Genomic DNA, 23,870 nt, shown 5'->3' on the forward strand with positions numbered 1-23,870 from the left:
ACCTAGCTAATAAATAAAGAGACAACAATGATGATAGCTGTAATAGCGAGTAAGATGATCCAACTTATCGGTCTAGCGAAATTGACAGTCCAGCCGATACCCATGCGTTTCTCAATCCAGATAGATGGGTCCTGAGGATTATAATAGATACCACCGAGTTTCCAGTGGGAGTCATCGTTGATAGGTTGTGTACTTGAACCTGTGGAAGGTTTGCCGATCCGACTACCTCCTTGACCCGTGGTGAACGCAAGAACCAAAGCACCTATGATAATGATCGCTGTTATGAGAAAACTGACTAAGGAGAGTATTTGCACATTGAGCTCAAACAGCATATTTAACTGGATGAATGAGAATAACAGCACCATAAGCAGTCCAGTGATAATAATAAATAGTGATGATCTACGACGGAATGTTGCGTTTTGTTTAATTGAGTTCTCTGGATGATCAGAACTAATCTGCTGTTTACTCTTCAGAATAGTCATATTAATGAACATAAATAAACACGTCATCACGAATTGCATGAGGTTAAGACCTAGTACGGTTCTGTGGGTTTTAGCTACACTTCTTGTCACATGACCTTGAAAGTCGAACTTCATAGCTAATGTGTCTGGGAATTGGTTGTAATACTTTAAGGCGAGAAGGGCACTAAAGATCGTTATCAAGAAATGAATGATAAACCACTTATTGGAGAAGATTAGTTTGTTGCGTCTAAATCCAGTATCGACAGCGAGGATGGTTGATTTAGGAATAGATACCATGGGATGTTCCGATTTGTATTTCTTCATCTTATAATAAAACATTAGATTAATAACCATAGAAATCACAACAATGGATATGACAGAGATTACGAGGATCAATTCTTGTTGTAAGGCATCGCGGAGGGAAGATCCAATGAGACAGAAGAGAAGTAAAAGTGTGTAAAGGATAGAACTAAGGAAGACATACCTTTTGCGTAACGCACGTAAAGGTTCACTATAGTACATATCTGTACTGACCGATATGCCGAAGCTTACGGTATCTCGAGTGAAATAAGGCATGAAGATGAGAGATGCTGAGATCGGCAGAAACATGAGAATTAGAATAAGATTGGAAATCCAATACATTAGGCATTCCCCTTTCCATTATACATAATTTCTTTGTGAACTTGTTCGATATTTTGAAGGAGTTGTTCTTTGGTCATTCCACGACATATGGCTTCAGCTATGATCGGTCTTAATTGGTTATATTGTTTCAATTCATACTCTGGCGTTACTTCGGGCATACCATCTGGTTGAATAACGACACCTTTTTGACGGTGAATTTGGATGAAACCCTCTTGTTTAAGAAGATTGTAGGCTTTGTTCACCGTATGTAGGTTGACGCCAATATCGGATGCCAGACCACGGACAGAGGGGAGAGCTTCCCCAAGCTTTAGATCTCCACGGGCAATACCTTCAATGATTTGATTCATAAGTTGCGTATAGATTGGAACATCGGACTGCATATCTAGTTGAATAATCATGTAAGTTCCACCTCCTGCATATGTTATACTACAACTATAACAGATAGTACTTATGTTGTAAATAAAGAATGTAATAAATATACAAATAGCACCTCTGTGTAGATACAGAAGTGCTATTTACCCGTTATTGTATGTATATAGATTGAGCTAAAGAAGAACCCCAAATTCTTGATTCTCTTTAGAAATGAAGGACATTATGAATGCATACTTTAGTTCAATCTATGTAGTTAGTGAAGTTTGTTTGGTCATTTGTTGATTAAGAATATCTTCGAAGCTCCTCTTTGAATCGATAGGTTCTTCTTTCTTGAGTTGACTCGTTATTTGTGGACGATGGTACTGAGGATGATAAGGCATAATGTAATTAATGTTCAGCATAGTGATGATTCCTCCTAAATGTTCATGATTATTTAGTGTTAATAACTCTATATCTTTCTATACCCTGTTCAGACCCATCTCAAGCAATACTTTGTTATGATCGGAGGAGGAATCATACGTAACGTATGGCTTATTGTCTGCTAAGGGATGGATGATCACCGGCTACACACGAAAAAAACCATGAAGAGTGAAATCTTCATGGTTTTTACTATGTTATAGATAAAGAGATCTAATGATTACTAAGAAGTTTTCAATTACCCGTTCTTAATCATTTCACGTAGAACGGTTTGAAGGATTCCACCGTTATGGTAGTAATCCACATCTACGGTACTATCAAGGCGTGCTGTAACTGTGAAGTCAAACTTCGTACCATCTTCACGTGTTGCTGTAACAGTCACTTCTTGGTTAGGTTTGATATCATTGTTCACGCCAAGGATATCAAAGGTTTCACGACCGTTTAGACCAAGGCTCTTCCAGCTGGAACCATCTTGGAATTGTAATGGTAGAACACCCATACCCACAAGGTTGCTACGGTGAATACGTTCGTAACTTTCAGCGATGACAGCTTTGACGCCAAGGAGAGTAGTTCCTTTAGCAGCCCAGTCACGTGAGCTTCCAGTTCCATATTCTTTACCCGCGATGACGATCAGGTTCTGTTTATGGTCTTGGTAATCCATGGATGCATCATAGATGGACATGACTTCGTCCGTTAATAGATTTGTAGTTACTCCGCCTTCGGTGCCTGGAGCAACAAGGTTACGAATACGAATGTTAGCGAAGGTTCCTCTCATCATCACTTCATGGTTACCACGACGGGAACCGTATGAGTTGAAATCTTTGCGATCTACGCCATGATCTTTCAAATAAAGACCTGCAGGGCTGGATGGTGAAATATTCCCTGCTGGTGAGATATGGTCAGTTGTAACCGAGTCACCAAGAAGTGCTAATACGCGAGCGGAACGAATATCTTGAATATCCGTTAGATCACTGCCAAGATTCTCGAAGAACGGTGGATTCTGAATGTATGTGGAGTTATCGTCCCATTCATACAGTTCCCCTTCTGGCACTGGAATGTTGTTCCAACGCTCATTGGCAGTAAATACATTCTCATATTTCTGACGGAACATTTCAGGAGTCACTGCCATTGCAATAGCTTCCTTAATCTCAGCAGAAGATGGCCAAATATCTTTCAGATAGACTGGTTCGTTATTCTGATCGTAACCAATAGGATCATTTTGTAGGTCAATGTTAACTGTACCTGCAAGAGCATAAGCTACAACCAATGGTGGAGATGCTAGGTAATTCGCTTTAACTTGAGCATGAACACGACCCTCAAAGTTACGGTTACCTGATAGTACGGCAGCTACAGTCAGATCGTTATCTGAAATTGCTTGGCTCACTTCATCTGGTAGTGGGCCTGAGTTACCGATACATGTTGCACATCCGTATCCCGCAAGGTAGAACCCAAGAGCTTCGAGTGACTCTAGGAGTCCAGCTTTCTTCAAGTACTCGGTTACGACGAGTGAACCTGGTGTTAAGCTGCTCTTAACATAACCTGGTTTCTTCAAACCACGTTCAACGGCTTTCTTAGCAAGGAGTCCAGCACCTAACATAACACTTGGGTTGGAAGTGTTCGTACAACTTGTAATGGCAGCAATAACGACTGCACCCGTTCCAAGTTGGCTTACTGAACCATCCGTATGTTGAATGCTTACGGACTCCTCAATTTTGCTATCACTAAGGCCGTATCCACCTTTATCAACAGGAGTTCGCATGATGTCATTGAAGGAATCCTTCATGTGCGTCAATTCAATACGGTCTTGTGGACGTTTCGGTCCAGCTAAGCTAGGTACGATAGAAGCCAAATCTAGTTCAATAATCTCTGTGAACTCAGGGTCTACGGTATCTACCGTACGGAACATATCTTGTGCTTTATAATAAGCTTCAACGAGCGCAACTTGTTCATCAGGACGTCCTGTAGTTCTTAGGTATGCCAATGTTTCATCGTCTACTGGGAAGTAACCAATGGTTGCTCCATATTCTGGAGCCATATTAGCAACAGTAGCACGGTCAGCTAGACTAATGTTGACTAAACCTGGGCCGAAGAACTCAACGAATTTACCGACAACACCTTTTTTACGTAAAATTTGAGTTACGGTAAGGGCTAAATCTGTCGCAGTTGCACCTTCAGTTAGGCTACCTGTAAGCTTGAATCCTACTACCTCAGGCATAATGAAATACAACGGTTGTCCAAGCATTCCTGCTTCTGCTTCAATTCCACCTACGCCCCAACCAACCACACCAAGTCCGTTAATCATCGTTGTATGTGAATCTGTTCCTACAAGGGAGTCAGGATAGACAACAGTCTCACCATCAATTGTCTTCGTTGCTGCTACAGAAGCAAGATATTCTAGATTGACTTGATGAACAATACCTGTTGCTGGTGGGACAGCACGGAAATTATTGAATGCCGTCTGAGCCCAACGCAAGAAGCGATAGCGTTCCTCATTACGTTCAAATTCAACTTCCATATTATATTCTAGCGCGTCCGGCGTTCCGAATGCATCTACCATAACGGAGTGATCAATGACAAGGTCCACAGGTACAAGTGGGTTGATCTTCTTAGGGTCTCCGCCAGCTTTCTTTACGGTGTCACGCATGGCAGCAAGATCGACCACGACAGGTACACCTGTGAAATCCTGAAGTACAATACGAGCGGGAATGAACGGAATTTCCTTACTCTCGTCACTACCCTTATTCCAATCAGCAAGTTGTTGGATATGCTCTTCTGTAATTGCTCGTCCATCGAACTGGCGGACAGCAGCTTCTAGTAATACTTTAATGGAGTAAGGAAGGGTTGAGACGCTACCTATTCCTTGTTCTTGTAAAGATTGTAGGCTGTAGTAACGATAGTTCTTGTCACCAACCGTTAGATTACGAGCGGTAGAGAAATGATCTTTTCCTGACATACACATGTTCCTCCTTGTTTGTATAAAACGCCTCTTGTTTCACTAGATGAAACGCAATTTCATAATTTAGTATTTGATTTAATTATACCGTTTACATAGAAGCTAGTAAAGAAGTTTTTGACTCTATTTGGAGTTTGATTCCCAAAAATACGCGGTGGTGAACTATGAAGTTCATAACTTATTCTGATACATATTTAATGAAGTAAGATATAAATCCGAATCAAATGCAAAGGGTCTTTTACAACATGAGAATAAATGGATAGAGCAAGGATTACGTTCATATATTGAGATATATAGGTGTGTACAATTTGCAATAAAGGAGAATTGATCTTATGGAGCAGGAATGGAAGCAAGTCCTTTTTACTTTTGTTAATCAATACAATCAGTTTCAGATCGATGACCGAGCAGAGACGAGGCATCAAATCGTAACAGATTTAACATATTTAATGGAGAGATCAGAACGAACGCAGAGACTTGGTGATTGGTATAAGTTACGAGATGCTCAGCCGTTACGAAGTGAGACAAGGGCTACACTGTTACGAACGATTCATGAGACGCCTCAAGAAGTGGTTGTAGACATACAACTGCATTCGCATCTTTTTTATACGAAGGGTGGAATGACTCATCGAGAAGATACAATACAGCGTCAACGTCTTACATTTATTCGCGATGGAGAGGAATGGGTCATTGTTTCGGTAGAACAATTGACTACAGAACATCACCCACTCTCACAAAATGTATTATCTTCAAAGGGGACAGAAGAGATGTATGGCGGAGCTACGGGACCTTATCTAAATGCAAATATACTAGGAGGCGGAGGTGGGCGTCGATCATCTAAATATCGTAGAGATGACGCCGTAGCTTATGCAGATCGCTGGTGGGATTCAGAGAATCCAGAATTCACAGCTTTTGAGGTCAATTGTACGAATTATATCTCGCAATGTCTCTTTGCAGGGGGGGCTCCAATCCACTATACTGGTAACAGAGCTACAGGATGGTGGTATAAAGGATATCTTGGTGGCAAGGAATGGTGGAGTTATAGTTGGGCGGTATCAAACAGTTTAGAACAAATGCTAAGAACGAGTACTTGGGGTTTGAGAGCAGAAGTTGTTGATCGGGCGGAACAACTCATGCTGGGTGATGTCATCGTCTATGATTGGGATGGCAATGGCAACTATGAGCATAGCACCATTGTGACAGCTTATGATGCGGGTGGAATGCCCTTAGTAAATGCTAATACTGTAAGTAGTCGGCACCGTTATTGGGATTACAAAGATTCCTATGCGTGGCAGAAGAATACGAGGTATCAGTTCTTACATATTCCAGATGTGTTCTAAGTATATAGATTGAACAAAATTATGCACTCATAAGTTCAATCATTTCTAAAGCGAATTATAAATATGGGGGCTCGTCATTAGTTCAATCTATATAGATGAGAGAAATTAAATTATATATGAAAGAAAGAGGTTAGGCATGAGTAAATCTACAGTAGGTGTTGTATATGGCGGTAAATCAGGAGAACATGAGGTTTCATTACAATCGGCTTTTGCAGTGATGAATGCTTTTGATTACAATAAATATGAAATTATTCCTTTCTATATTACGAAGCAAGGCGAGTGGCGCAAAGGGGAGCTAAGACAGTCCCCTTTTGAACGAATTGAAGAGCTTAAGCTTGAGAATAATGCTGAAGGAACTGAGGCTGCACTAAGTGTGCTATTCAGTCGATTATATGGTAGTAACGAATCGCAAGTGAAATTGGATCTTATGTTTCCAATCCTTCATGGAACCTTTGGGGAAGATGGTACGATTCAAGGATTATTCGAAATGGCTAATATACCTTATGTTGGTGCAGGGGTATTAGCTTCTGCTGCAGGGATGGATAAGGTTGTTATGAAGAAGCTATTTGGCGAAGCGGGATTACCACAGTGTGGTTATCGATATTTCACTCGTAGCCAATGGAAGCGTGATAGCTATGATCTTGTCATAGGTGTGGAAGATCATTTAGGATATCCATGTTTTGTTAAGCCGGCTAATTTAGGATCTAGCGTAGGAGTTTCTAAGGCGAAAGATCGTGAAGAACTGACAAAAGCTGTTGAATTCGCTTTCCGTTACGACACTAAGGTTATTGTTGAAGAATTTGTAGATGCTAGAGAAGTTGAAGTTAGCGTTCTAGGGAATGATGAACCTATGGCTTCTGTTCCGGGTGAGATTGTATCCTCAAGTGAGTATTATGACTACGCTGCTAAATATACGGATGGTCAATCACAGATGCTGATCCCAGCACCACTGGATTCAGAAATGGCTGATCGGATAAGAGAAGCTGCTATTGTGGCTTTTCAAGCGATCGAAGGATCTGGCATTAGTCGTGCAGACTTTTTCGTTCGTAATTCGGATGGGGCTATCTTTATCAACGAATTGAATACAATGCCTGGATTTACGCCTTACAGTATGTATCCGCTATTGTGGCGGGAGACAGGATTAAGTTATGCTGCTTTGCTAGACAGAATGATTGAATTAGCATTAGAACGTTTCGCCAGCAAACAGGCACTGGATTACAATAACTAATCTGTAGTCTAGACCTTTTATCTTAGAATAGAAAAGAGGAATCTGGTATGGGTTTTCAGACGGAATTCAACTCAGTATGTAAGTTTAAGAGCGAGCAAGAACTATATGAATTAATGGAGTATGGACGCGGTAAAATGGTGAAGAAGGGCTTTCGTGTCTATCCTACAGGACAGAAGGTGATTGCTTACACGCCAGATAATGTAGCAATCGCAATCGTTAAGCTTGTTGGATGCATCGCTGAGATTAATTTTCAGGGAGAAGAAGTAACGGAAGTGGAAATGGAATTCATTCGTAAATTGAATCCAGAAGAATCTCGTATTCAGACGGATCTGGCGTATGAGATGTTCTTCAGCGAACAAGAAGTATGATTGTCCGTTTCGGATATGTAGCTATGTCCATGGTGGTGCAGAATGCATCCCCCTCCAAGACGATGACAATGGCAAGCTTTAATAAGATAGGGGATCGGGACGCGGCGCTTCGGAAGCTGGAACGTATTGCTCAGGAGAATTTACACAATACGTTACGGCTTCTGAAACATTCTGTTGCGCACGACATTAAAGTCTATCGCTTCTCATCCAAGTTAGTTCCTTTAGCGACTCATCCGGATCTTGCGGATTGGAACCCTATGGCTATACTACAGGATTCATTTGCTGAAATAGGAGATTTTGTACACAAACATGGTATGCGTGTTTCCTTTCATCCGGACCATTTCACTGTACTAAGCACACCACGACCAGAAGTATTAATTAACTCTGTGCGTGATCTGCAACATCATGTGGCTATGCTTAAAGCGATGGGACTAAATGCTACTGCTAAGAATAATATTCATATAGGTGGGGCATATGGGGACAAGCTTACTTCGGCAGCACGGTTTGAAGAACATTGTTCACAATTGAGTCAGGATATAAAGGAACGGTTGACGCTAGAAAACGATGATAAGACATTTAATGCGGTTGAAACATTAAGTGTATGTCAGAACTCGGGGCTACCCATGGTACTAGATATTCATCATCAATGGGTTAACAATGAAGGAGAACGTCCTTGGGAATTATGGCCAGATATTCTTAAGACTTGGCAAAGTTCGCTTGCACAAGCAGACACGCTACCAGGTACACCACTTGCACCCAAAATTCATGTATCGAGTCCAAGAAGTGTTACGGATATAAGGAGCCACGCTGATGGTATAGAGATTGGCCCGTTGCTTGATTTCTTGAGACATATCTCCCAGGATACGCAACATTTGGATGTTATGATTGAGGCTAAAAGTAAAGATGTTGCGTTGTTTGACCTGATGAAGGATATGAAACAGAACACATCTGAAGGGATAACGATTCTGGATGATGCAAGCATCGAGATTCTCATCTAACGTGCAAAGGGAATCACTACTTGAAACAATAGGTGAAATAAGGTATTTTGAAATAAAATACAAATCTCGGTAATGATGATTACTTTGGGGTTCTTGAAGGGAGATAACGATAGATGGGCAAGTTATTGGAAGGAAAAAATGTAGTTGTGATGGGTGTAGCTAATGATCGGAGCATCGCCTGGGGAATTGCTCAGAGCTTAGCAGCCGAAGGTGCGCGCCTTGCATTTACATATGAAAGTGAACGGGTAGAAGGACGTGTACGTAAATTAGCGGATACGATTCCGAATTCCTTGGTTCTTCCTTGTGATGTCACAAAAGATTCAGATATCGATCAACTTACAGAGACGCTTAAAGGGGAATTTGGTGTAATCCATGGGATTGCACACTGTATTGCTTTTGCCAAAGGGGAAGACTTGGCAGGTCAATTCTATGAGACTTCCCGAGATGGTTTTGCTCTAGCTCAGGATGTTAGCGTGTATTCGCTCGTTGCTGTCGTACAACGGCTACAGTCCCTTATGACAGAAGGTGGTAGTGTCGTGACACTAACGTATATGGGTGCTGTACGTGTTATGCGTAATTACAACGTAATGGGTGTGGCTAAAGCTGCATTGGAATCTTCTGTTATGTATTTGGCTAATGATCTGGGAGAGCGTAATATTCGAGTCAATGCGATTTCAGCAGGTCCGATTCGTACTTTAGCAGCTAAGGGTATTGGAGACTTCAACGTTATGCTGAAGGTTGTTGAGGAGAAATCTCCATTACGTCGCGGAACAGATACAACAGAAGTAGGAGACACAGCGATGTTCTTAATGAGTCATTTGTCGCGTGGTATAACAGGTGAGGTCATATATGTTGATAGTGGATATCACATTGTTGGGGTATAGACCTTTGACTAAATCGACTATGAACCACGACAGTACTTAAGTGTGAACAATATCAAAGTTCGTTCTTGATCCAAGCCCAAGAAAAGGCGCGGCTAAGGACGAACTTTTTATTTGATATTTAGAATGGATGATATAATAGAATAAGAAAAGGGCTATAATAGCATCATTTAGGCGAAACTTTGAACAAGGAATGGCGTATACTTGTAAAATGAAGATTTGAATTGCTAGATTTATAATAGAAAGTAGATGATTGCTTTGAACCAAGAGGATAAAGTACCTTATGTCGTGACAAGCAAAGGCTATACAGCAGTTGCTATTAATGCGGCAGCAAAAGTTGGGGAATGGATTAAGAGTAGAGTAGGCACGGTGAAAGAATTAGATACTAAATTCTCTCCTCAAGATTTAGTGACGGAAGTCGATAAAGGTGCTGAGCAAATGATTCGTAAGCTTATTCTGACTCATTTCCCGGATCATGCTATTCTTGGTGAAGAGGGTGTGGAGCCTGGACCAGAAGCTTCTGCTCAAGCATTGAAGGAATCATTACAAGAAGAATACTTATGGATTGTAGATCCTTTAGATGGCACAACGAATTATGTACACGGTTATCCATTTTATGCGGTTTCGATTGCACTTGCTCATAAAGGCGAAGTCATTGTTGGTGTCATTTATGACCCTAATAAGGATGAGTTGTTTGTGGCTGAAAAAGGCAAGGGGGCCTATGTACATGGTAAAACCACGAGAGTATCGAATGAAGAAACACTCGCTACAAGTCTTCTAGCAACGGGGTTTCCTGCGGATGAGAAATTTGCATTGCCTATTAATATGGCAGGTCTTCAGCATTTAGCACCGAAGGTTCGTAATATCCGTTCTAGTGGTTCAGCAGCTTTACACTTGGCTTATGTTGCAACAGGAAGAGTCAGCGGATTTTGGGAAATTGGACTGAATGCATGGGATCTAGCGGCAGGTATGCTATTGGTGAAGGAATCTGGAGGGACAGTTACGGATACCCTTGGTCGTCCATATGACTTAAGTGTAAGACATATTGTGGCTAGTAATGGACATATTCATGATGAGATAGTTGGTTCTCTGAAGGAAGCAGGAGCAACCGGATTGTAGAATTATGGTAGTAGGCTAAAGAGTAATTTCCTTGAATTTGGGAATTACTCTTTTTTTATGTGCAATAGCAATGGTAAGATAAATGGATCGGGATCAAATGGGGAATAAAGGGACCGAATTATACGAAAGGGAGTTGAAGATATGCTTCAATGGAAAAAGTTTATTTCGGCTGCGACCGGAATAGTAATGCTATCTACCGTATTGATAGGTTCTGTAAGTGCGTCTACAGTTGCACAGGGACAGGAGGCTCAGGCGAAGTCCTATAGGATTGTGGCATTGGGTGACTCTATTACGGTTGGATATGAACCTAAAATGGATATGAACAGCAAGCCTTATGGTTTCGTGGAGCGATTATATGAACAGGGGCTATTTCATAGCAGAACAACACTATCTAATTATGGAATATTAGGTTTGAAAGGAGCAGGGTTAGAGCATTTCGTTGAAGCAGCGAAGAAGGGGCAAGCTATTTCGGCAGATGCAATTCAGGTAGGGTTGTCTGATCCTAGAGCTGAAGATATAGGTGCTTCTGCAGTCCAACTGAAAGCCGATATTGCCTCAGCCGACCTCATTACGATTACGATCGGTGGTAATGATCTTAGACCTATTATTGAAAGTGCGTTAACACCGGGAAGTGCTGATTTCACTTCAAGCATGGAGAACTTATTCACATCATATATCACTTCAATGACTTCAGTTATTGGGAATTTACATGAATTGAACTCGGATGCTCTTATTGTGGTTGCCGATCAATATCAGCCAGTACCTTCAATTGCTAATCAAGCTATGTATCCCAAGTTGATCGCAGCTTCTGATACATTCTCAGGTATTGTAGATAAAATGGCAGCAGGCTACCAGAGTCAAGGCGTCAATGTTAAGGTTGCTCATGTAGCCAAAGAGTTTGTTGGCGGCGAGGGAACCATGACCCATATCATTGCGGACAGAGATATTCATCCTAATCAATTTGGATATGAGGCAATTGCTAAAGTATTCGCAGAGACGGTCTGGGGAGAATACCGTAAGCCTAGCATTATTGACAAAACCCTTCCTATGACGATTGTGGTGAAGGGAAAAGAACTAAATACATCATATAAGCCTGTCTTACGTAATAATCAGAATTTCGTAGCGATTCAGGATATTGTTACTGCTGTGGGTGCTACCTCTAAATGGGATAGTCGTACTTCCAGTGCTACAATTACCTACGACACACGCACGGTTATTATTAAGATAGGTTCCACTAGCGTATTGGTTAATGGCCAATCCGTGCCTACAGATACACCAGCATTTTTATACAAGGTAGGCAAAGAGAATAAAACGTATGTACCTTTAGCATTATTAGCAACAGGGCTAGGTCTAGAAGTGGAATTTAGTTCTAAATTAAGAACGGCTTTTATTAATCCGTAAATGCTGATTTATTAAATAACAGTAGGCATCAAGGTGAAATTATCCTTGGTCTACTGTTTTTTATTTAGTGCTTCTTTATTTAGCGGATTTAAATAGCTAGACCTCGTTTTTCTGAGGGACTGATTCAGCACGCACCATCTGCTTTCTAGTATCTATAGTACCGCGTTTATTCCCAAGGAAGTTAGTACCGAGCACGCCTAGAATAATCATCAAGGACCCAATGATATGATAGTAACGTAATTGCTCGTTCAGGAATAGGGCGCCTGCTGCCATAGATACAAGTGTAGAGAAATTACTGAATACGCTCATTTTGGAAGCTTCAATTCGTGAGAGTGCGAAGCTTGAGAGTAATGTTGTAATCATCGTTGAGAGTATGCCGAGATATAGTAATGCACCAATATAACGTATGTCTGTTAGTGGCTGGAAGAATTCATTCAAAGATCTATCAACAGTGTGTCTTCCTACAGCCATAATATTAAATAGGATGAAGCCAACTCCGAGCGTGATGTAGGTCAGTTCCATCGGTTTAAAGGTACGAGTTAAAGGTCGTGCAAGTACACTATATCCAGCGAACGAAAGTGCTGAAAGAAGTAGTAAGGACACACCTTGAAAGTTACCCGAACCTAACAGAGAACCGCCTTTCATAGTGAAGATGAAGATGACACCAGCTACGGAGACAAGTAAAGAAACTTTTTGTAGACGGCTGCTCCGTTCTTTGAGGAAGTATGAAGCAAGTAATAATGTGAAGACTGGCACGGATGCCTGAATGATTCCAGCCTCAGATGAAGATGCATTCATAAGCCCGAAAGCTTGGAAGGAGAAGAATAAGACGGGAGACAATAAAGATAGTCGGATAATGGGCCATAAGTCTTTCTGTTCAATTCGTACAGGCATCCAACCTAAGATTACAGGAATACTGGCAGCAAGGAAGGAAAGTGCAAAACGATGCGCTAGCACATCTAAGGGATGGGCTGCTGAGATCGTCATTTTAACAAATAAAAAAGAGAATCCGATAATGATGGCATATAGAAATGCAGCCAGATAGGCGGGGCCATTCTCACGTGTAGTATTCAAGCGTATCCCTCCAGTGTGTTTAACTAATGTATTCAATATACAGGTGCACTGGAATGCGCTACAATAACAACTAAACCTAAGTGTACCGGTACAGATTTGACTATGGGAGGAACTATGAATAAATACTCACGACTGATTCTAGCGCTTGAAGAACGGATTCAAGAAGGTGAATTCTCTCAAGGAAAGAAATTACCTTCGATTAGAAATTTGGCAGACATGTATGACTGTAGCAAAAGCACAGTCATTCGTGCTTATGAGGAAATGGAGAAACGTCATCTCATTTATTCGATTCCTCAGAGTGGATATTACGTGGTACAGAAGCAGAGAGAGAGTAGAAAAAAATTGGTCGAGAGCAGTCAAGAGGATGTATTGGATTTTGCATCATCTGCACCAGATAAACATGTATTCCCGTATATAGATTTTCAACATTGTATAAATAAAGCTATCGATGCTTATCAGGATGATTTGTTCACATACGGTACACTTAAGGGGCTCCCTTCTCTGATTCAGGTTCTGCAGAAACACTTAGACGGATATCAGGTGTTTGCCAAAAGGGATCAAATTGTAGTGACATCGGGTGTTCAGCAAGCGTTAGCTATTCTTGTCTCGATGCCTTTTCCGAATGGTCGGGACACGATTGTAATTGAGCAACCGGGTTATTTTCTACTTATTGAAATGTTAAAAACCTTGAAAGTCCCGGTAATAGGAATACCTAGAAATGAAGAGGGGATAGATCTCGAGAAGTTGGAGGGGATATTCGCCTCTGGAAAGATAAAGTTCTTTTATACGATGCCTCGGTTCCATAACCCTCTTGGAACATCTTTGACGATGAGACAGAAGCAGGAAATCGCACGACTTGCCGATAAGTATGACGTATACATTGTTGAGGATGATTATCTAGCAGATTTAGAGAGCGATTCGAAGGCGGATCCTATTTATACATATGCTCCTTCACCTCATGTAATTTATCTCAAAAGTTATTCTAAAATTCTTTTTCCAGGCCTACGGGTAGGTGTTGCTGTACTCCCTCCAGTATTGATTGACACATTCAGCCGATTCAAAGTGCTTTTGGACATTGATACTTCAACGTTATCTCAAGCAGCACTTGAAATATATATGAAAAGTGGCATGTTCGAACGTCACCGTGAGCGAATTAAGGCTTCATATAATAAAAAAATAAAACAACTGAACGAAGCTCTAACTATGAATTCTGATCATGAGTTATTCGCAGCTGCACCTCGAAACCGGTGTGTTCATACTGTTATGCCCATTCCAAGAAAACTCCCATTTGAAACGCTGAGACATGCATTAATGAAGCGGAACATTATTGTAGACAGTACCGAAAATTATTATCTAGCTGGAGGATATACCGAGAAGACGCTGAGATTGAACGTATCTAATGTTCCACATACCAGTATAGATACAGGAATCAGAATCATTCGTCAGGAAATTGATAGATTGAACATTTCGCGATAAACAAACAATCCGACTCTATAATCTGAGTCGGATTGTTATTATTTTATGATATAAGTTGAATACTATAGTGCCATTTCTCGAAGTGAATCATCTGCAGCTTCAAGAGTCTGGTCAATATCTGCATCTGTATGAGCTGTGGTAAGGAACCAAGCTTCATATTTAGATGGAGCGAGATTAATGCCACGATTCAACATATGGCGGAAGAATGAAGCAAACATTTCACCATCGGTATCCTGCGCTTCTTCATAATTCGTAATCGGATGATCACAGAAATGGGTAGAGAAAGAACCACGAATTTGATTAATCGTTAGTGGGATTCCATGACGATCTGAGGACGCTTGAAGACCATCAGTAAGTTTCACTGCAAGACGATTCATTTCTTCATAGACACCTTCGCCTTGTAATACCTCTAGACAAGCAATACCTGACAGAATGGAGGCTGGGTTACCTGCCATCGTTCCGGCTTGATAAGCAGGTCCGAGCGGTGCGACTTGTTCCATAACATGTTTTCTGCCACCGTAGGCACCGATAGGTAATCCACCACCAATGATTTTACCTAAAGCTGTCAGATCAGGTACGATTGACTCATGATTCTTTAGACCAGCAAATGTCTGTGTTGATCCATAATGGAAACGGAATGCTGTGATGACCTCGTCATAGATCACAAGAGAGCCATTATCATGAGTCATCTTGCATAGACCTTCCAGGAAGCCATCTTGAGGCATTACCATTCCGAAATTACCTACGATTGGTTCAACCATAACAGCAGCAACATCATCACCCCAACGTTCGAGTGCGGATTTAAGTGATTCTAAGTCATTAAATGGTACGGTGATGACTTCTTGTGCGATACTAGCCGGAACCCCAGCACTATCTGGAATACCGAGTGTAGATGGACCTGATCCAGCGGCTACAAGTACCAAGTCTGAATGACCGTGATAACAGCCAGCAAATTTAATGATTTTGCTACGCTTGGTATAAGCCCTTGCGACTCGGATCGTGGTCATAACAGCTTCAGTGCCAGAATTCACAAATCGAACCTTATCCATGGAAGGGATCGCATCTTTTAGCATTTTCGCTAATTGTATTTCCCATTCGGTTGGAGCCCCGTACAATACACCATTCTCAGCTGCTCTAGTTATAGCCGCTGTAATATGGGGATGGGCATGTCCTGTAATGATAGGACCGTATGCTGCAAGATAGTCAATATATTGGTTGTCATCGGCATCGAAGAAATGAGCTCCTTTGGCCCGTTTCATAAAGACGGGCGCCCCGCCACCTACCGCTTTGAATGAGCGAGAAGGGCTATTGACGCCTCCAACAATATGCTGCAATGCTTCTTGATATAAAAGTTCGGATTGTGTACGTTTCATCATCTGTATAAACTTCCTTTCGCTATTTCACGGGGAGCAGGTGTATGTCGCTATGAATTAGCTACGGTTGCTCCCTATAAGTGTGGATAGCTTCATTATTTATAGTATTATTCTTTCATCGGAGTAACGTTTCCATCATCAATCGTAGATGTAGGTGTTTTAAATACATTCTGTACATACTCATGCAATTCATCTAAATCCTTCACTGTAATAACGGATGCAGAACCAACGATTTCCTCTTTGAGAAGGTTCATAGGAGGGATTTGTTCGCTACCTGCCATCGAACTTTGATATCCAATGTTAGCAAGTTTCCACATATCATTCGTAGACAGATTGGTATCAACAAATTCACTAACGCCTTCTAAGATGGAGGGAAGCTTCATGATTGTCGTGGTAGACTTCATTTTATCAGCCACTGTTTTTAGAAAGGCTCTTTGCCTCTCGGTTCGTGTGAAGTCAGATAACGCATCATGTCGAAAACGAACATATTGTAATGCTTTATCGCCATCAAGATGCTGTTGACCCTTTTTAAGATTAATATCGTATTCGTGCTTGTCTGCATTACTGCTATACTTCATGTCTTTTTCCACATAGAAATCAACACCACCCAATGCATCAACAAGTTTAATGAATCCTTGGAAGTCGGTGTATACATAATATTGAACGGGGATACCCAGAAGATCACCGATAGCTTTCATTGCTGTGTTAGGTCCGTGTGTAATAGCTGCATTAATACGGTCTTTCCGGTATTCAGGAATATTGGTGTAAGTATCTCTTAGAATGGAGAAAAGATGAATTTTCTTCTGTAGGGGGTCTAATGTGACTACCATCATACTGTCAGAGCGAGGGATATCTCCTTTGGTTACATCACGACCATCCACACCCATGATCAGAATACTGACTAGCTCGGTCCCTTCCCATTTGGGAGGTTCAGGCACTTTGGCTTCAACTTGTTCTAAATGACTGAACGGAGATGCTTCGCCTTCTTTGTGCAATCCTTCTAGACCATTATAAATGGATGTGAAATAATACACTGTATAACCAATCACTGCAAGTAAGAGTACAGCAAGAACCAACCAGATGGTTCTTTTCTTCTTTCTCGTCATTCAAGCGTCTTCCTTTCATAACTCCGGAAATAGGTACATTTTTCGACATTGAAGGAATAGTGTTCATTACATTATAATTTTTTTTGCAGATACAATCAATTTAATAAGTAGAATAATGACATATAAAGGAGATAATTAATCATGGAATCTTTACAAATAGGTCAGAGCGCTCCACCATTCACACTTATGGCTTCAAATGGAGAAAGGATATCATTAAGTGATTATCTAGGCCGTAAGGTTGTACTTTATTTCTATCCTAAGAATATGACTCCTGGGTGTACAACGGAAGCTTGTAACTTCCGAGATGCTAATTCAGATATTGAGAAGCTAGGTGCATTTATACTCGGAATTAGTCCGGATGAAGTGAAATCACACGGTAAATTTATCGAGCGTAATGATCTACCGTTTCTTCTTTTATCAGATGCAGATCATGTGGTAAGTGAAATGTATGGCGTGTGGCAGCTTAAGAAAATGTATGGAAGAGAATACTTAGGTATTGTGAGATCCACGTTTCTTATAAATGAAGAGGGAATACTTGTGAAGGAATGGCGCAAAGTTAAAGTCGCTGGACACTCAGAAGAAGTATTAACGACACTACAGTTGTTAGAACAATAACTATTACAAATGTATGATAGCAAATCGACGGACATGCCTATAAGGTAAGTTGATTTGCTGTTTCATGACGTTCATTTATGAAAACGTTTTGGAAATAACATATGTAACTTTTATCTTATGTTTATATTGACATGATAAGATAGTAAGGATTACAATAATTCGTATGCGAAATAATATGGGTCATCATACGGAGCAAAGTGTTGAAGATATGGATATTGATTCTAAGGAACAGATTCGTGAAGTATTACATTCTTTTAACCAAGTGAAGCATTCGCTTTTTAATTTGTTACGGAAGAATGCGGATGCTTTGGGCACCACATTTATGCAATATCATGTATTACGAACACTTCATGATCATCCCGATATTGGATTATCCGAACTGGCTGACCTAATCCTGCTTGGGAATAGTACGACCAGCGGAGTAGTAGAACGATTGGTGAAGTCAGGATTAGTGATTCGTAAGCGACTAGAAAGTGATCGGAGATCAGTAACGCTGCGAATAACAGATGAAGGAGATGCATTACAAGATCGAATGGAACGTGCTTATATGCAGTCGTTGTCTCCACTAAATCAGTTATCTGATAAGGATAGACAGGATTTATTGCGGATTCAGCAGCAAGTGAATGAGATACTACAACAACAAGGAGAGATCGTGTAAATTATGAATCTTGATAATATAAAAAAGGGTCCCATCGTAGTGGCACTCATGATTGGGGCATTTGTAGCTTTTCTTAACCAAACGTTATTGAACGTTGCCCTACCTAGCATTATGAATGATTTAAAGATTGATGCTACAACAGGACAATGGTTAACGACAGGATATATGCTGGTCAACGGCGTTCTCATTCCAGTCACAGCCTATCTGATGGCTAGATTTACAACGAGACAGTTATTTATTTCAGCAATGAGTTTATTTACGTTAGGGACATTAATTTGTGGGCTGTCACCTAACTTTGGAATATTAATGGTGGGTAGAGTTGTCCAAGCCGCAGGTGCAGGTATTATTATGCCTCTAATGATGGTTGTATTTTTAACTATTTTCCCGATTGAGAAGCGTGGCGCAGCCATGGGTTTGATGGGAATGTCTATGATTTTGGCTCCAGCTATTGGACCAACACTTTCAGGTTGGATTGTAGAACACTATGATTGGCGCGTCCTTTTCTACATTATTCTACCCTTTTCTGCTATTTCTACATTAATCGGTGTATTTTTCTTGAAGAATGTTACTAAGGTAACGAAGCCTAAGTTTGATATATTATCTGTTGTATTATCTACTATTGGATTCGGTGGACTTTTATACGGATTTAGTGATGCAGGTACTGATGGTTGGGGAAGTACAACGGTTCTTTCTTGTCTAGTGCTGGGAACTTTATCATTGATTCTGTTTGTATGGCGTCAAATGACTTCGAGAAGTCCCATGCTTGAATTTAGAATTTTCAAATATAATATGTTTACATTGACGACTATTATTAACTGTCTTATCACGATTTCAATGTACGCAGGGATGATATTACTCCCAATCTTCTTACAAAATATCAGACAGTTCACACCTATGGAATCAGGGGTAATGATGCTTCCAGGTGCGATCCTAATGGGTATAATGTCTCCGATTACCGGGAAAATATTCGATAAGGTTGGCGCGAGATGGTTGTCTGTGATAGGTCTTCTTATTACCGTCGTTACGACCTTTGAGTTTACTCGTTTAACGGATGCAACCACGTACACACATATGATCATTATCTATACGATACGCATGTTTGGAATGTCACTAATGATGATGCCTATCCAGACGGCTGGTCTTAATCAACTACCACAAAGCATGAATGCACATGGTACAGCGATGTCGAATACACTACGTACCATTGCAGGTTCGATTGGAACGGCAATTCTTGTTACCGTGATGACGACACAAACGAAGAGCCGTGCTACCGAGCTGGCTGTAGAGGGTGGGGTTTCTCCCACAGATAAAGAAGCCATGGCGCATATCGTTACAGAGTCTACTATTCATGGTATTAATCAGGCGTTCTTAATAGCTACATCTTTAGCAGTAGTTGCCCTTGTCTTAGCTTTCTTTATTAAAAGAACGAAACCGGCTGTAGAGATTTCAAATAATGAAGTGAAACAAATGAAGGGTGAGCTTAAGGAAGCTCACTGAATAGTGAAGAGTAAAGTAGGAAGTAGATAAATGAATAGCAACCCGGAAGATGGACACTTGAATTATTTCAAATATGGTGCCTAGCTTTCGGGTTTATCTTGCGCAAAATAATCCAACTTCTAGGAATACAAGAAGTTGGATTATTGATCGGTTTCATGTTATAAGGGTGAACATACGACTTCATCCACAATCCCATAGGACTTGGCTTCTTCAGCTGATAAGAAGTAGTCTCTTTCCATATCCATAGTGACCTTCTCTAAGGATTGACCTGTTTTCTCAGCAAATAGACGATTGAGTTGGTCCTTTATTTTCAGAATACGACGTGCAGATATTTCAATATCTGATGCCTGGCCTTGTGCTCCACCCAAAGGCTGATGAATCATAATTTCACTGTGCTGAAGTGCAAGCCGTTTACCTTTATGACCAGCTAATAGTAGTAGTGAGGCGGCTGAAGCAGCAAGCCCAGTACAAATGGTTCTGACATTCGGTTTGATAAATTGCATCGTATCATACACTGCAAAAGCAGCAGTAACGGATCCTCCAGGGCTATTAATATACAGAGATATATCTTTGTCCGGATCATCGGCTGCTAGAAAAAGGAGCTGTGCGACAATATTGTTAGCCGTAGCATCGTTAATCTCTGACCCTAGAAATACGATGCGATCCTTCAGCAAGCGGGAATAAATATCATAAGACCTCTCACCCTGAGAGGTTTGTTCAACAACATAAGGTATAATGCTCATTTTTGGTTCCTCCTAAAAGTTTTTCGAAGAAAAACTACTTCGAAAGCATGAACTTAAAGTTTTTCGAAGAAAAACTTTATGCAGCCATATTGATTTTCGGTAAGGTTTGACGCATCATGCAGACCGGCGAATGCGATTCCTTGTGAGCATGTTTTTGTGAAGTTGTTTTACCAATTGCAATAATAAGCTCTTCGAGAACAGCAGGATTCTCATATTTAACCGCTTGAAGTAGCCGACTTTTAAACCAATCTTGTGGGATATTGAGCCAGTGCTGGCTAAAGTCTCCGGTATGGTCATGAGATTTCTGACGAGCACGATACAAGAGTGCTTTAACTGCTGTTTCTTTGATCTGTAATGTATTTGCGATCTCAGACAATGAATAGAGGAAAGCTTCCTTCATAACGAACGCTAATAGCTGTTTGGGCGTTAATTTATCAATTAGTTGATCCATTGCTTCATGAAGGTCCTCTGATCTCTTATCTTCATGACCGCATTCATCCATCGGACCCAGCTGCAACTTAGATTTTTTGCGTACTTCGTCAATCCAAGAATTACGTGCAATGGTGCGCAGTAAGGGCATAGTGATACTTGGTTCGCTTTTAGACGCATAGTAGGATAAGGTCTTAGCGAGTGTCTCCTGTGTTAAATCGTCGGCGTCCCAACGATTATTGGTTAGAGAGAGACAGTGTTGTTGCAATACCGTATATAGATCTTCACATTGTTTCTTTAGTTCAATTTGTGTGTCTGTTGTTGTGTGGATTAACATGTTAATCACTCCTTCAAGGCCTATGGTTATATAACGTATGAGCAGGGTTGAAAGATACGCCCTCCATTTAATTAAATTATCACTCGATGTACTTAATGATCAGGATCTTGAGCAAATGATAGATCTTGCAAAGAAGTAGCCTTGGAGAGAGCCGGAATTCCATTCAAAATATAGATTCAAAGAAAAAGGGTGCCCCTAGTCATTTTATAAATGATTCTTGGGGCACCCGATGTTAGCCTATGTAAATTTCATGATGACCGTTTAACTCTTTTCTTGCTAGATTTAGTAGACACCGTAAGCATCGCTTTTTTACGGAAACGATAGGATATGTATATAAGAGCGATGATAAAGATCCCTCCAACGATCCATAGAGAATACATTTCTGCCAAGTGAAATGCAACTTGCCATTGGGGACCGAATATTCTGCCCACGCTTAGAAAGAGAATGACCCAGAATAGTGCTCCGCTATAGGCATACAATGCGAATTTACGGAAGGGAAGAGCATTCAGACCCGAGAAATAACCTGTGAAATGTCGAACACCAGGAATGAAGTAGCCGATAAGGATTAAGTTATGCCCATATTTACTGAACCATTTCCGTGTTTTCTCAAGTTTACGAGGAGATAGAAATATCCATTTGCCAAATCGATTCACAAAGGGGAGACCGGCTCTTAGCCCAATGAAATAAGTAATTGTCATACCGATCGTTGTACCGAGGAAAGCCATAATGAGAAGCCATCCAAAGTCCAACGAACCTAAATAGGAAAGATAGCCTGCATAAGCCATCGTGGTTTCTCCAGGGAAGGGGAGAGCGATGAATTCCAATAGCAGACCTACAAACAATACTAAATAACCGTATTCCTCGAATAGAAGTTGAATCCAGCGTAGTACTTCCATTTTGCTCACTCTCCAGATATAGCTATCATAAAAAACAATTCTAACTCTAGTCTTTTTTTGTAACCCCCACCATATAATCTATCAGAAAAGTTGAATTCATAGAAACGGTGGAGGTAAAATTTATGATTAAATCATTTTTTATCGTTAACAAACAAAAATTCTTATTCGTATTCATGATGTTGGTACTTGCTGTGTTGATCGTACCCATACAGGGAAGAGAAGATATTAACCCACCACTTGATATAACGTATAATCCGTACACGACTTCGCTATCATCCTCTACGGGAACAGCAACACCGATACAAGAATCGAGTCTTGTAAACTATCAAGCAAAGAGTTCACCTACATTAGAGTTACTGTCTTCAAGAAAGACTCAAGCTGACACTACACTCTCACAGAAAACAGTGTATCTTACTTTTGACGATGGACCAAGTAAACTCACAAGTGAGGTACTAGATATTTTAAAAGAGTCCAATATACATGCTACCTTCTTCGTACTAGGTGAGCAAGTAAAACGTTTTCCTGAATTGGTTACTAGGGTGATAGATGAGGGACATGCGCTAGGAAATCACAGTTATAACCACAATTATGAAGAACTATATAAAGGATTCTCCCCATTTTGGAGTCAGATCAAACAGACCGAGCAAGCGATTGCTGCCATTACGGGCTCACATACTTCCTTAGTAAGGGCTCCGGGTGGTACAGCAGGACATTTCGATGATACCTATTTCAAGTTGTTGAAAGAAGGTGGGTATCAGGTTGTCGATTGGAATGTAGATAGTGGAGATTCGAAGCGTCGAGGTGTGCCGGCAAGAGATATTATTAAAGATGCGACAACGCCTATCAACAGCGATCAGGTTGTGGTGTTGATGCATGATGGTAATGGACATGAAGAAACTGTAAAGTCACTTCCCAAGATTATTTCTTATTATAAAGAAAAGGGGTACAAATTTGAAGTTCTAACTCCTGAGTTACCTAATCTTGAGTCCTTCCAGTTCAAAGTGACTAAGAGCGCAAGAGCCCTACAACGCCCCCAACCTAGTGAAGAGTGGATTGTTACAAATGTGCTACCTAACGCTGAACTTTTCTCTCATGGTAAACGGTTAGTTATGGAAATTGGAAGAATGGAGACAGCGTTTAAACAGGGAGAATATCGTATTTCTGATGGAAAGATTATGGTTCCGCTTCGGACAATGATGGATAAGATAGGTGTCAATGTGAGGTGGGATGTCAACAAAAAGTTGGCTATTATAGATACGGGTCTGAAGTCCCTTCAAATTAGTGTAGCTACAGATGATTGGACTATAGTTAACAAGAATACGATTTCACAAACCATGAACATACCCGTTCAAATGAATGGGAATACGCTATGGGTCCCACTTCGTGAAATCTTAAATGCAACTGGACATAATCCTATTTCAATCAAAGTAAGCGATGAAGAGTGGAGAATTAGAACCCTATGATTAGGGCCATTCTATGATAATTAAAT

Annotated in this window: 22 protein-coding genes; 12 read left to right on the plus strand and 10 right to left on the minus strand. The window is 40.7% G+C overall.

Annotated elements, in window-relative coordinates; all coding sequences use genetic code 11:
- Positions 1-2: 2 nt before the first annotated feature.
- From PBAT_RS20060 to acnA, 4 genes are all read right to left on the minus strand, one after another.
- Positions 3-1,103: a DUF1648 domain-containing protein gene (locus tag PBAT_RS20060; protein ID WP_068652243.1), complete on the minus strand. Its 1,101-nt coding sequence runs from the start codon at positions 1,101-1,103 to the stop codon at positions 3-5.
- Positions 1,103-1,501: a GntR family transcriptional regulator gene (locus tag PBAT_RS20065; RefSeq protein WP_068652245.1), complete on the minus strand. Its 399-nt coding sequence runs from the start codon at positions 1,499-1,501 to the stop codon at positions 1,103-1,105. The genes PBAT_RS20060 and PBAT_RS20065 overlap by 1 nt, the downstream gene beginning before the upstream one ends.
- A 219-nt stretch (positions 1,502-1,720) precedes the next feature.
- Positions 1,721-1,876, minus strand: a complete 156-nt coding sequence (locus tag PBAT_RS25350) for a hypothetical protein (protein ID WP_157091332.1) — start codon at positions 1,874-1,876, stop codon at positions 1,721-1,723.
- A 254-nt stretch (positions 1,877-2,130) separates the two neighbouring features.
- Positions 2,131-4,845, minus strand: a complete 2,715-nt coding sequence (acnA, locus tag PBAT_RS20070; RefSeq protein ID WP_068652247.1) for an aconitate hydratase AcnA — start codon at positions 4,843-4,845, stop codon at positions 2,131-2,133.
- Between the two features lie 332 nt (positions 4,846-5,177).
- On the opposite strand from acnA, the gene PBAT_RS20075 reads away from it, so the two are divergent.
- From PBAT_RS20075 to PBAT_RS20105, 7 genes are all read left to right on the plus strand, one after another.
- On the plus strand, positions 5,178-6,182 hold the full coding sequence (locus PBAT_RS20075; protein WP_068652249.1) for an amidase domain-containing protein: 1,005 nt from the start codon (positions 5,178-5,180) through the stop codon (positions 6,180-6,182).
- A 136-nt stretch (positions 6,183-6,318) separates the two neighbouring features.
- A complete protein-coding gene (locus PBAT_RS20080; protein ID WP_068652251.1) occupies positions 6,319-7,410 on the plus strand; it encodes a D-alanine--D-alanine ligase in 1,092 nt (363 codons plus the stop codon).
- A 47-nt stretch (positions 7,411-7,457) separates the two neighbouring features.
- Positions 7,458-7,778 carry a hypothetical protein gene (locus tag PBAT_RS20085; RefSeq protein ID WP_068652252.1) on the plus strand — a complete coding sequence of 107 codons (321 nt, stop codon included), beginning with the start codon at positions 7,458-7,460 and terminating at the stop codon, positions 7,776-7,778.
- On the plus strand, positions 7,775-8,776 hold the full coding sequence (uvsE, locus tag PBAT_RS20090; protein WP_068652254.1) for a UV DNA damage repair endonuclease UvsE: 1,002 nt from the start codon (positions 7,775-7,777) through the stop codon (positions 8,774-8,776). Before PBAT_RS20085 ends, uvsE begins: the two co-directional genes overlap by 4 nt.
- A gap of 113 nt (positions 8,777-8,889) precedes the next feature.
- The gene (fabI, locus tag PBAT_RS20095; RefSeq protein ID WP_068652257.1) at positions 8,890-9,660 is read left to right on the plus strand and encodes an enoyl-ACP reductase FabI; all 771 of its coding nucleotides are present in this window, start codon (positions 8,890-8,892) and stop codon (positions 9,658-9,660) included.
- Positions 9,661-9,906: 246 nt separating this feature from the next.
- Positions 9,907-10,776 (plus strand): inositol monophosphatase family protein, encoded by an 870-nt coding sequence (locus PBAT_RS20100; protein ID WP_068652258.1) that lies wholly within the window; start codon positions 9,907-9,909, stop codon positions 10,774-10,776.
- A 141-nt stretch (positions 10,777-10,917) separates the two neighbouring features.
- Positions 10,918-12,177, plus strand: a complete 1,260-nt coding sequence (locus PBAT_RS20105; protein ID WP_068652260.1) for a stalk domain-containing protein — start codon at positions 10,918-10,920, stop codon at positions 12,175-12,177.
- A gap of 96 nt (positions 12,178-12,273) precedes the next feature.
- Here PBAT_RS20105 and PBAT_RS20110 read toward each other — a convergent pair whose 3' ends face one another.
- Positions 12,274-13,251 (minus strand): DMT family transporter, encoded by a 978-nt coding sequence (locus PBAT_RS20110; RefSeq protein WP_068652262.1) that lies wholly within the window; start codon positions 13,249-13,251, stop codon positions 12,274-12,276.
- A gap of 114 nt (positions 13,252-13,365) precedes the next feature.
- On the opposite strand from PBAT_RS20110, the gene PBAT_RS20115 reads away from it, so the two are divergent.
- On the plus strand, positions 13,366-14,727 hold the full coding sequence (locus PBAT_RS20115) for an aminotransferase-like domain-containing protein (RefSeq protein WP_068652264.1): 1,362 nt from the start codon (positions 13,366-13,368) through the stop codon (positions 14,725-14,727).
- Between the two features lie 62 nt (positions 14,728-14,789).
- Here PBAT_RS20115 and PBAT_RS20120 read toward each other — a convergent pair whose 3' ends face one another.
- On the minus strand, positions 14,790-16,100 hold the full coding sequence (locus PBAT_RS20120; RefSeq protein ID WP_068652311.1) for a glutamate-1-semialdehyde 2,1-aminomutase: 1,311 nt from the start codon (positions 16,098-16,100) through the stop codon (positions 14,790-14,792).
- A gap of 107 nt (positions 16,101-16,207) precedes the next feature.
- Positions 16,208-17,206: an LCP family protein gene (locus tag PBAT_RS20125; protein WP_084403272.1), complete on the minus strand. Its 999-nt coding sequence runs from the start codon at positions 17,204-17,206 to the stop codon at positions 16,208-16,210.
- A 141-nt stretch (positions 17,207-17,347) separates the two neighbouring features.
- Here PBAT_RS20125 and bcp point away from each other — a divergent pair, with 141 nt between their 5' ends.
- The 3 genes from bcp to PBAT_RS20140 all read left to right on the plus strand — a co-directional run bounded on the left by bcp (position 17,348) and on the right by PBAT_RS20140 (position 19,976).
- Positions 17,348-17,821: a thioredoxin-dependent thiol peroxidase gene (gene bcp, locus PBAT_RS20130; protein WP_068652266.1), complete on the plus strand. Its 474-nt coding sequence runs from the start codon at positions 17,348-17,350 to the stop codon at positions 17,819-17,821.
- Positions 17,822-17,984: 163 nt separating this feature from the next.
- Positions 17,985-18,479: a MarR family winged helix-turn-helix transcriptional regulator gene (locus tag PBAT_RS20135; protein WP_084403273.1), complete on the plus strand. Its 495-nt coding sequence runs from the start codon at positions 17,985-17,987 to the stop codon at positions 18,477-18,479.
- A 3-nt stretch (positions 18,480-18,482) separates the two neighbouring features.
- Positions 18,483-19,976 (plus strand): DHA2 family efflux MFS transporter permease subunit, encoded by a 1,494-nt coding sequence (locus PBAT_RS20140; RefSeq protein WP_068652268.1) that lies wholly within the window; start codon positions 18,483-18,485, stop codon positions 19,974-19,976.
- A 158-nt stretch (positions 19,977-20,134) separates the two neighbouring features.
- On the opposite strand, the gene clpP is transcribed toward PBAT_RS20140, so the two are convergent.
- The 3 genes from clpP to PBAT_RS20155 form a co-directional block, all read right to left on the minus strand.
- On the minus strand, positions 20,135-20,719 hold the full coding sequence (clpP, locus tag PBAT_RS20145) for an ATP-dependent Clp endopeptidase proteolytic subunit ClpP (protein WP_068652271.1): 585 nt from the start codon (positions 20,717-20,719) through the stop codon (positions 20,135-20,137).
- A gap of 76 nt (positions 20,720-20,795) precedes the next feature.
- The gene (locus PBAT_RS20150) at positions 20,796-21,485 is read right to left on the minus strand and encodes a sigma-70 family RNA polymerase sigma factor (RefSeq protein WP_068652273.1); all 690 of its coding nucleotides are present in this window, start codon (positions 21,483-21,485) and stop codon (positions 20,796-20,798) included.
- Between the two features lie 248 nt (positions 21,486-21,733).
- Positions 21,734-22,381, minus strand: a complete 648-nt coding sequence (locus tag PBAT_RS20155) for a DedA family protein (protein ID WP_068652275.1) — start codon at positions 22,379-22,381, stop codon at positions 21,734-21,736.
- A gap of 122 nt (positions 22,382-22,503) precedes the next feature.
- Between PBAT_RS20155 and PBAT_RS25665 the strand changes: the two genes are divergently transcribed.
- A complete protein-coding gene (locus PBAT_RS25665; protein ID WP_084403274.1) occupies positions 22,504-23,844 on the plus strand; it encodes a polysaccharide deacetylase family protein in 1,341 nt (446 codons plus the stop codon).
- Positions 23,845-23,870 lie beyond the last annotated feature (26 nt).

Origin of the sequence: Paenibacillus antarcticus, assembly GCF_001637225.1 — a bacterium.
Taxonomy (GTDB): domain Bacteria; phylum Bacillota; class Bacilli; order Paenibacillales; family Paenibacillaceae; genus Paenibacillus_AQ; species Paenibacillus_AQ antarcticus.

Excerpts from the sequence above, each read along its gene's own strand:
- bcp (WP_068652266.1), top strand. The coding sequence starts at position 17,348 with ATGGAATCTTTACAAATAGGTCAGAGCGCTCCACCATTCACACTTATG.
- PBAT_RS20155 (WP_068652275.1), bottom strand. The coding sequence starts at position 22,381 with ATGGAAGTACTACGCTGGATTCAACTTCTATTCGAGGAATACGGTTAT.
- clpP (WP_068652271.1), bottom strand. The coding sequence starts at position 20,719 with ATGAGCATTATACCTTATGTTGTTGAACAAACCTCTCAGGGTGAGAGG.
- PBAT_RS20135 (WP_084403273.1), top strand. The coding sequence starts at position 17,985 with ATGCGAAATAATATGGGTCATCATACGGAGCAAAGTGTTGAAGATATG.
- PBAT_RS20120 (WP_068652311.1), bottom strand. The coding sequence starts at position 16,100 with ATGAAACGTACACAATCCGAACTTTTATATCAAGAAGCATTGCAGCAT.
- PBAT_RS20115 (WP_068652264.1), top strand. The coding sequence starts at position 13,366 with ATGAATAAATACTCACGACTGATTCTAGCGCTTGAAGAACGGATTCAA.
- PBAT_RS20080 (WP_068652251.1), top strand. The coding sequence starts at position 6,319 with ATGAGTAAATCTACAGTAGGTGTTGTATATGGCGGTAAATCAGGAGAA.
- PBAT_RS20100 (WP_068652258.1), top strand. The coding sequence starts at position 9,907 with ATGATTGCTTTGAACCAAGAGGATAAAGTACCTTATGTCGTGACAAGC.
- uvsE (WP_068652254.1), top strand. The coding sequence starts at position 7,775 with ATGATTGTCCGTTTCGGATATGTAGCTATGTCCATGGTGGTGCAGAAT.
- PBAT_RS20060 (WP_068652243.1), bottom strand. The coding sequence starts at position 1,103 with ATGTATTGGATTTCCAATCTTATTCTAATTCTCATGTTTCTGCCGATC.
- PBAT_RS20075 (WP_068652249.1), top strand. The coding sequence starts at position 5,178 with ATGGAGCAGGAATGGAAGCAAGTCCTTTTTACTTTTGTTAATCAATAC.
- PBAT_RS20140 (WP_068652268.1), top strand. The coding sequence starts at position 18,483 with ATGAATCTTGATAATATAAAAAAGGGTCCCATCGTAGTGGCACTCATG.
- PBAT_RS20085 (WP_068652252.1), top strand. The coding sequence starts at position 7,458 with ATGGGTTTTCAGACGGAATTCAACTCAGTATGTAAGTTTAAGAGCGAG.
- PBAT_RS20105 (WP_068652260.1), top strand. The coding sequence starts at position 10,918 with ATGCTTCAATGGAAAAAGTTTATTTCGGCTGCGACCGGAATAGTAATG.
- PBAT_RS25350 (WP_157091332.1), bottom strand. The coding sequence starts at position 1,876 with ATGCTGAACATTAATTACATTATGCCTTATCATCCTCAGTACCATCGT.
- PBAT_RS20125 (WP_084403272.1), bottom strand. The coding sequence starts at position 17,206 with ATGACGAGAAAGAAGAAAAGAACCATCTGGTTGGTTCTTGCTGTACTC.
- acnA (WP_068652247.1), bottom strand. The coding sequence starts at position 4,845 with ATGTCAGGAAAAGATCATTTCTCTACCGCTCGTAATCTAACGGTTGGT.
- PBAT_RS20150 (WP_068652273.1), bottom strand. The coding sequence starts at position 21,485 with ATGTTAATCCACACAACAACAGACACACAAATTGAACTAAAGAAACAA.
- PBAT_RS25665 (WP_084403274.1), top strand. The coding sequence starts at position 22,504 with ATGATTAAATCATTTTTTATCGTTAACAAACAAAAATTCTTATTCGTA.
- PBAT_RS20065 (WP_068652245.1), bottom strand. The coding sequence starts at position 1,501 with ATGATTATTCAACTAGATATGCAGTCCGATGTTCCAATCTATACGCAA.
- fabI (WP_068652257.1), top strand. The coding sequence starts at position 8,890 with ATGGGCAAGTTATTGGAAGGAAAAAATGTAGTTGTGATGGGTGTAGCT.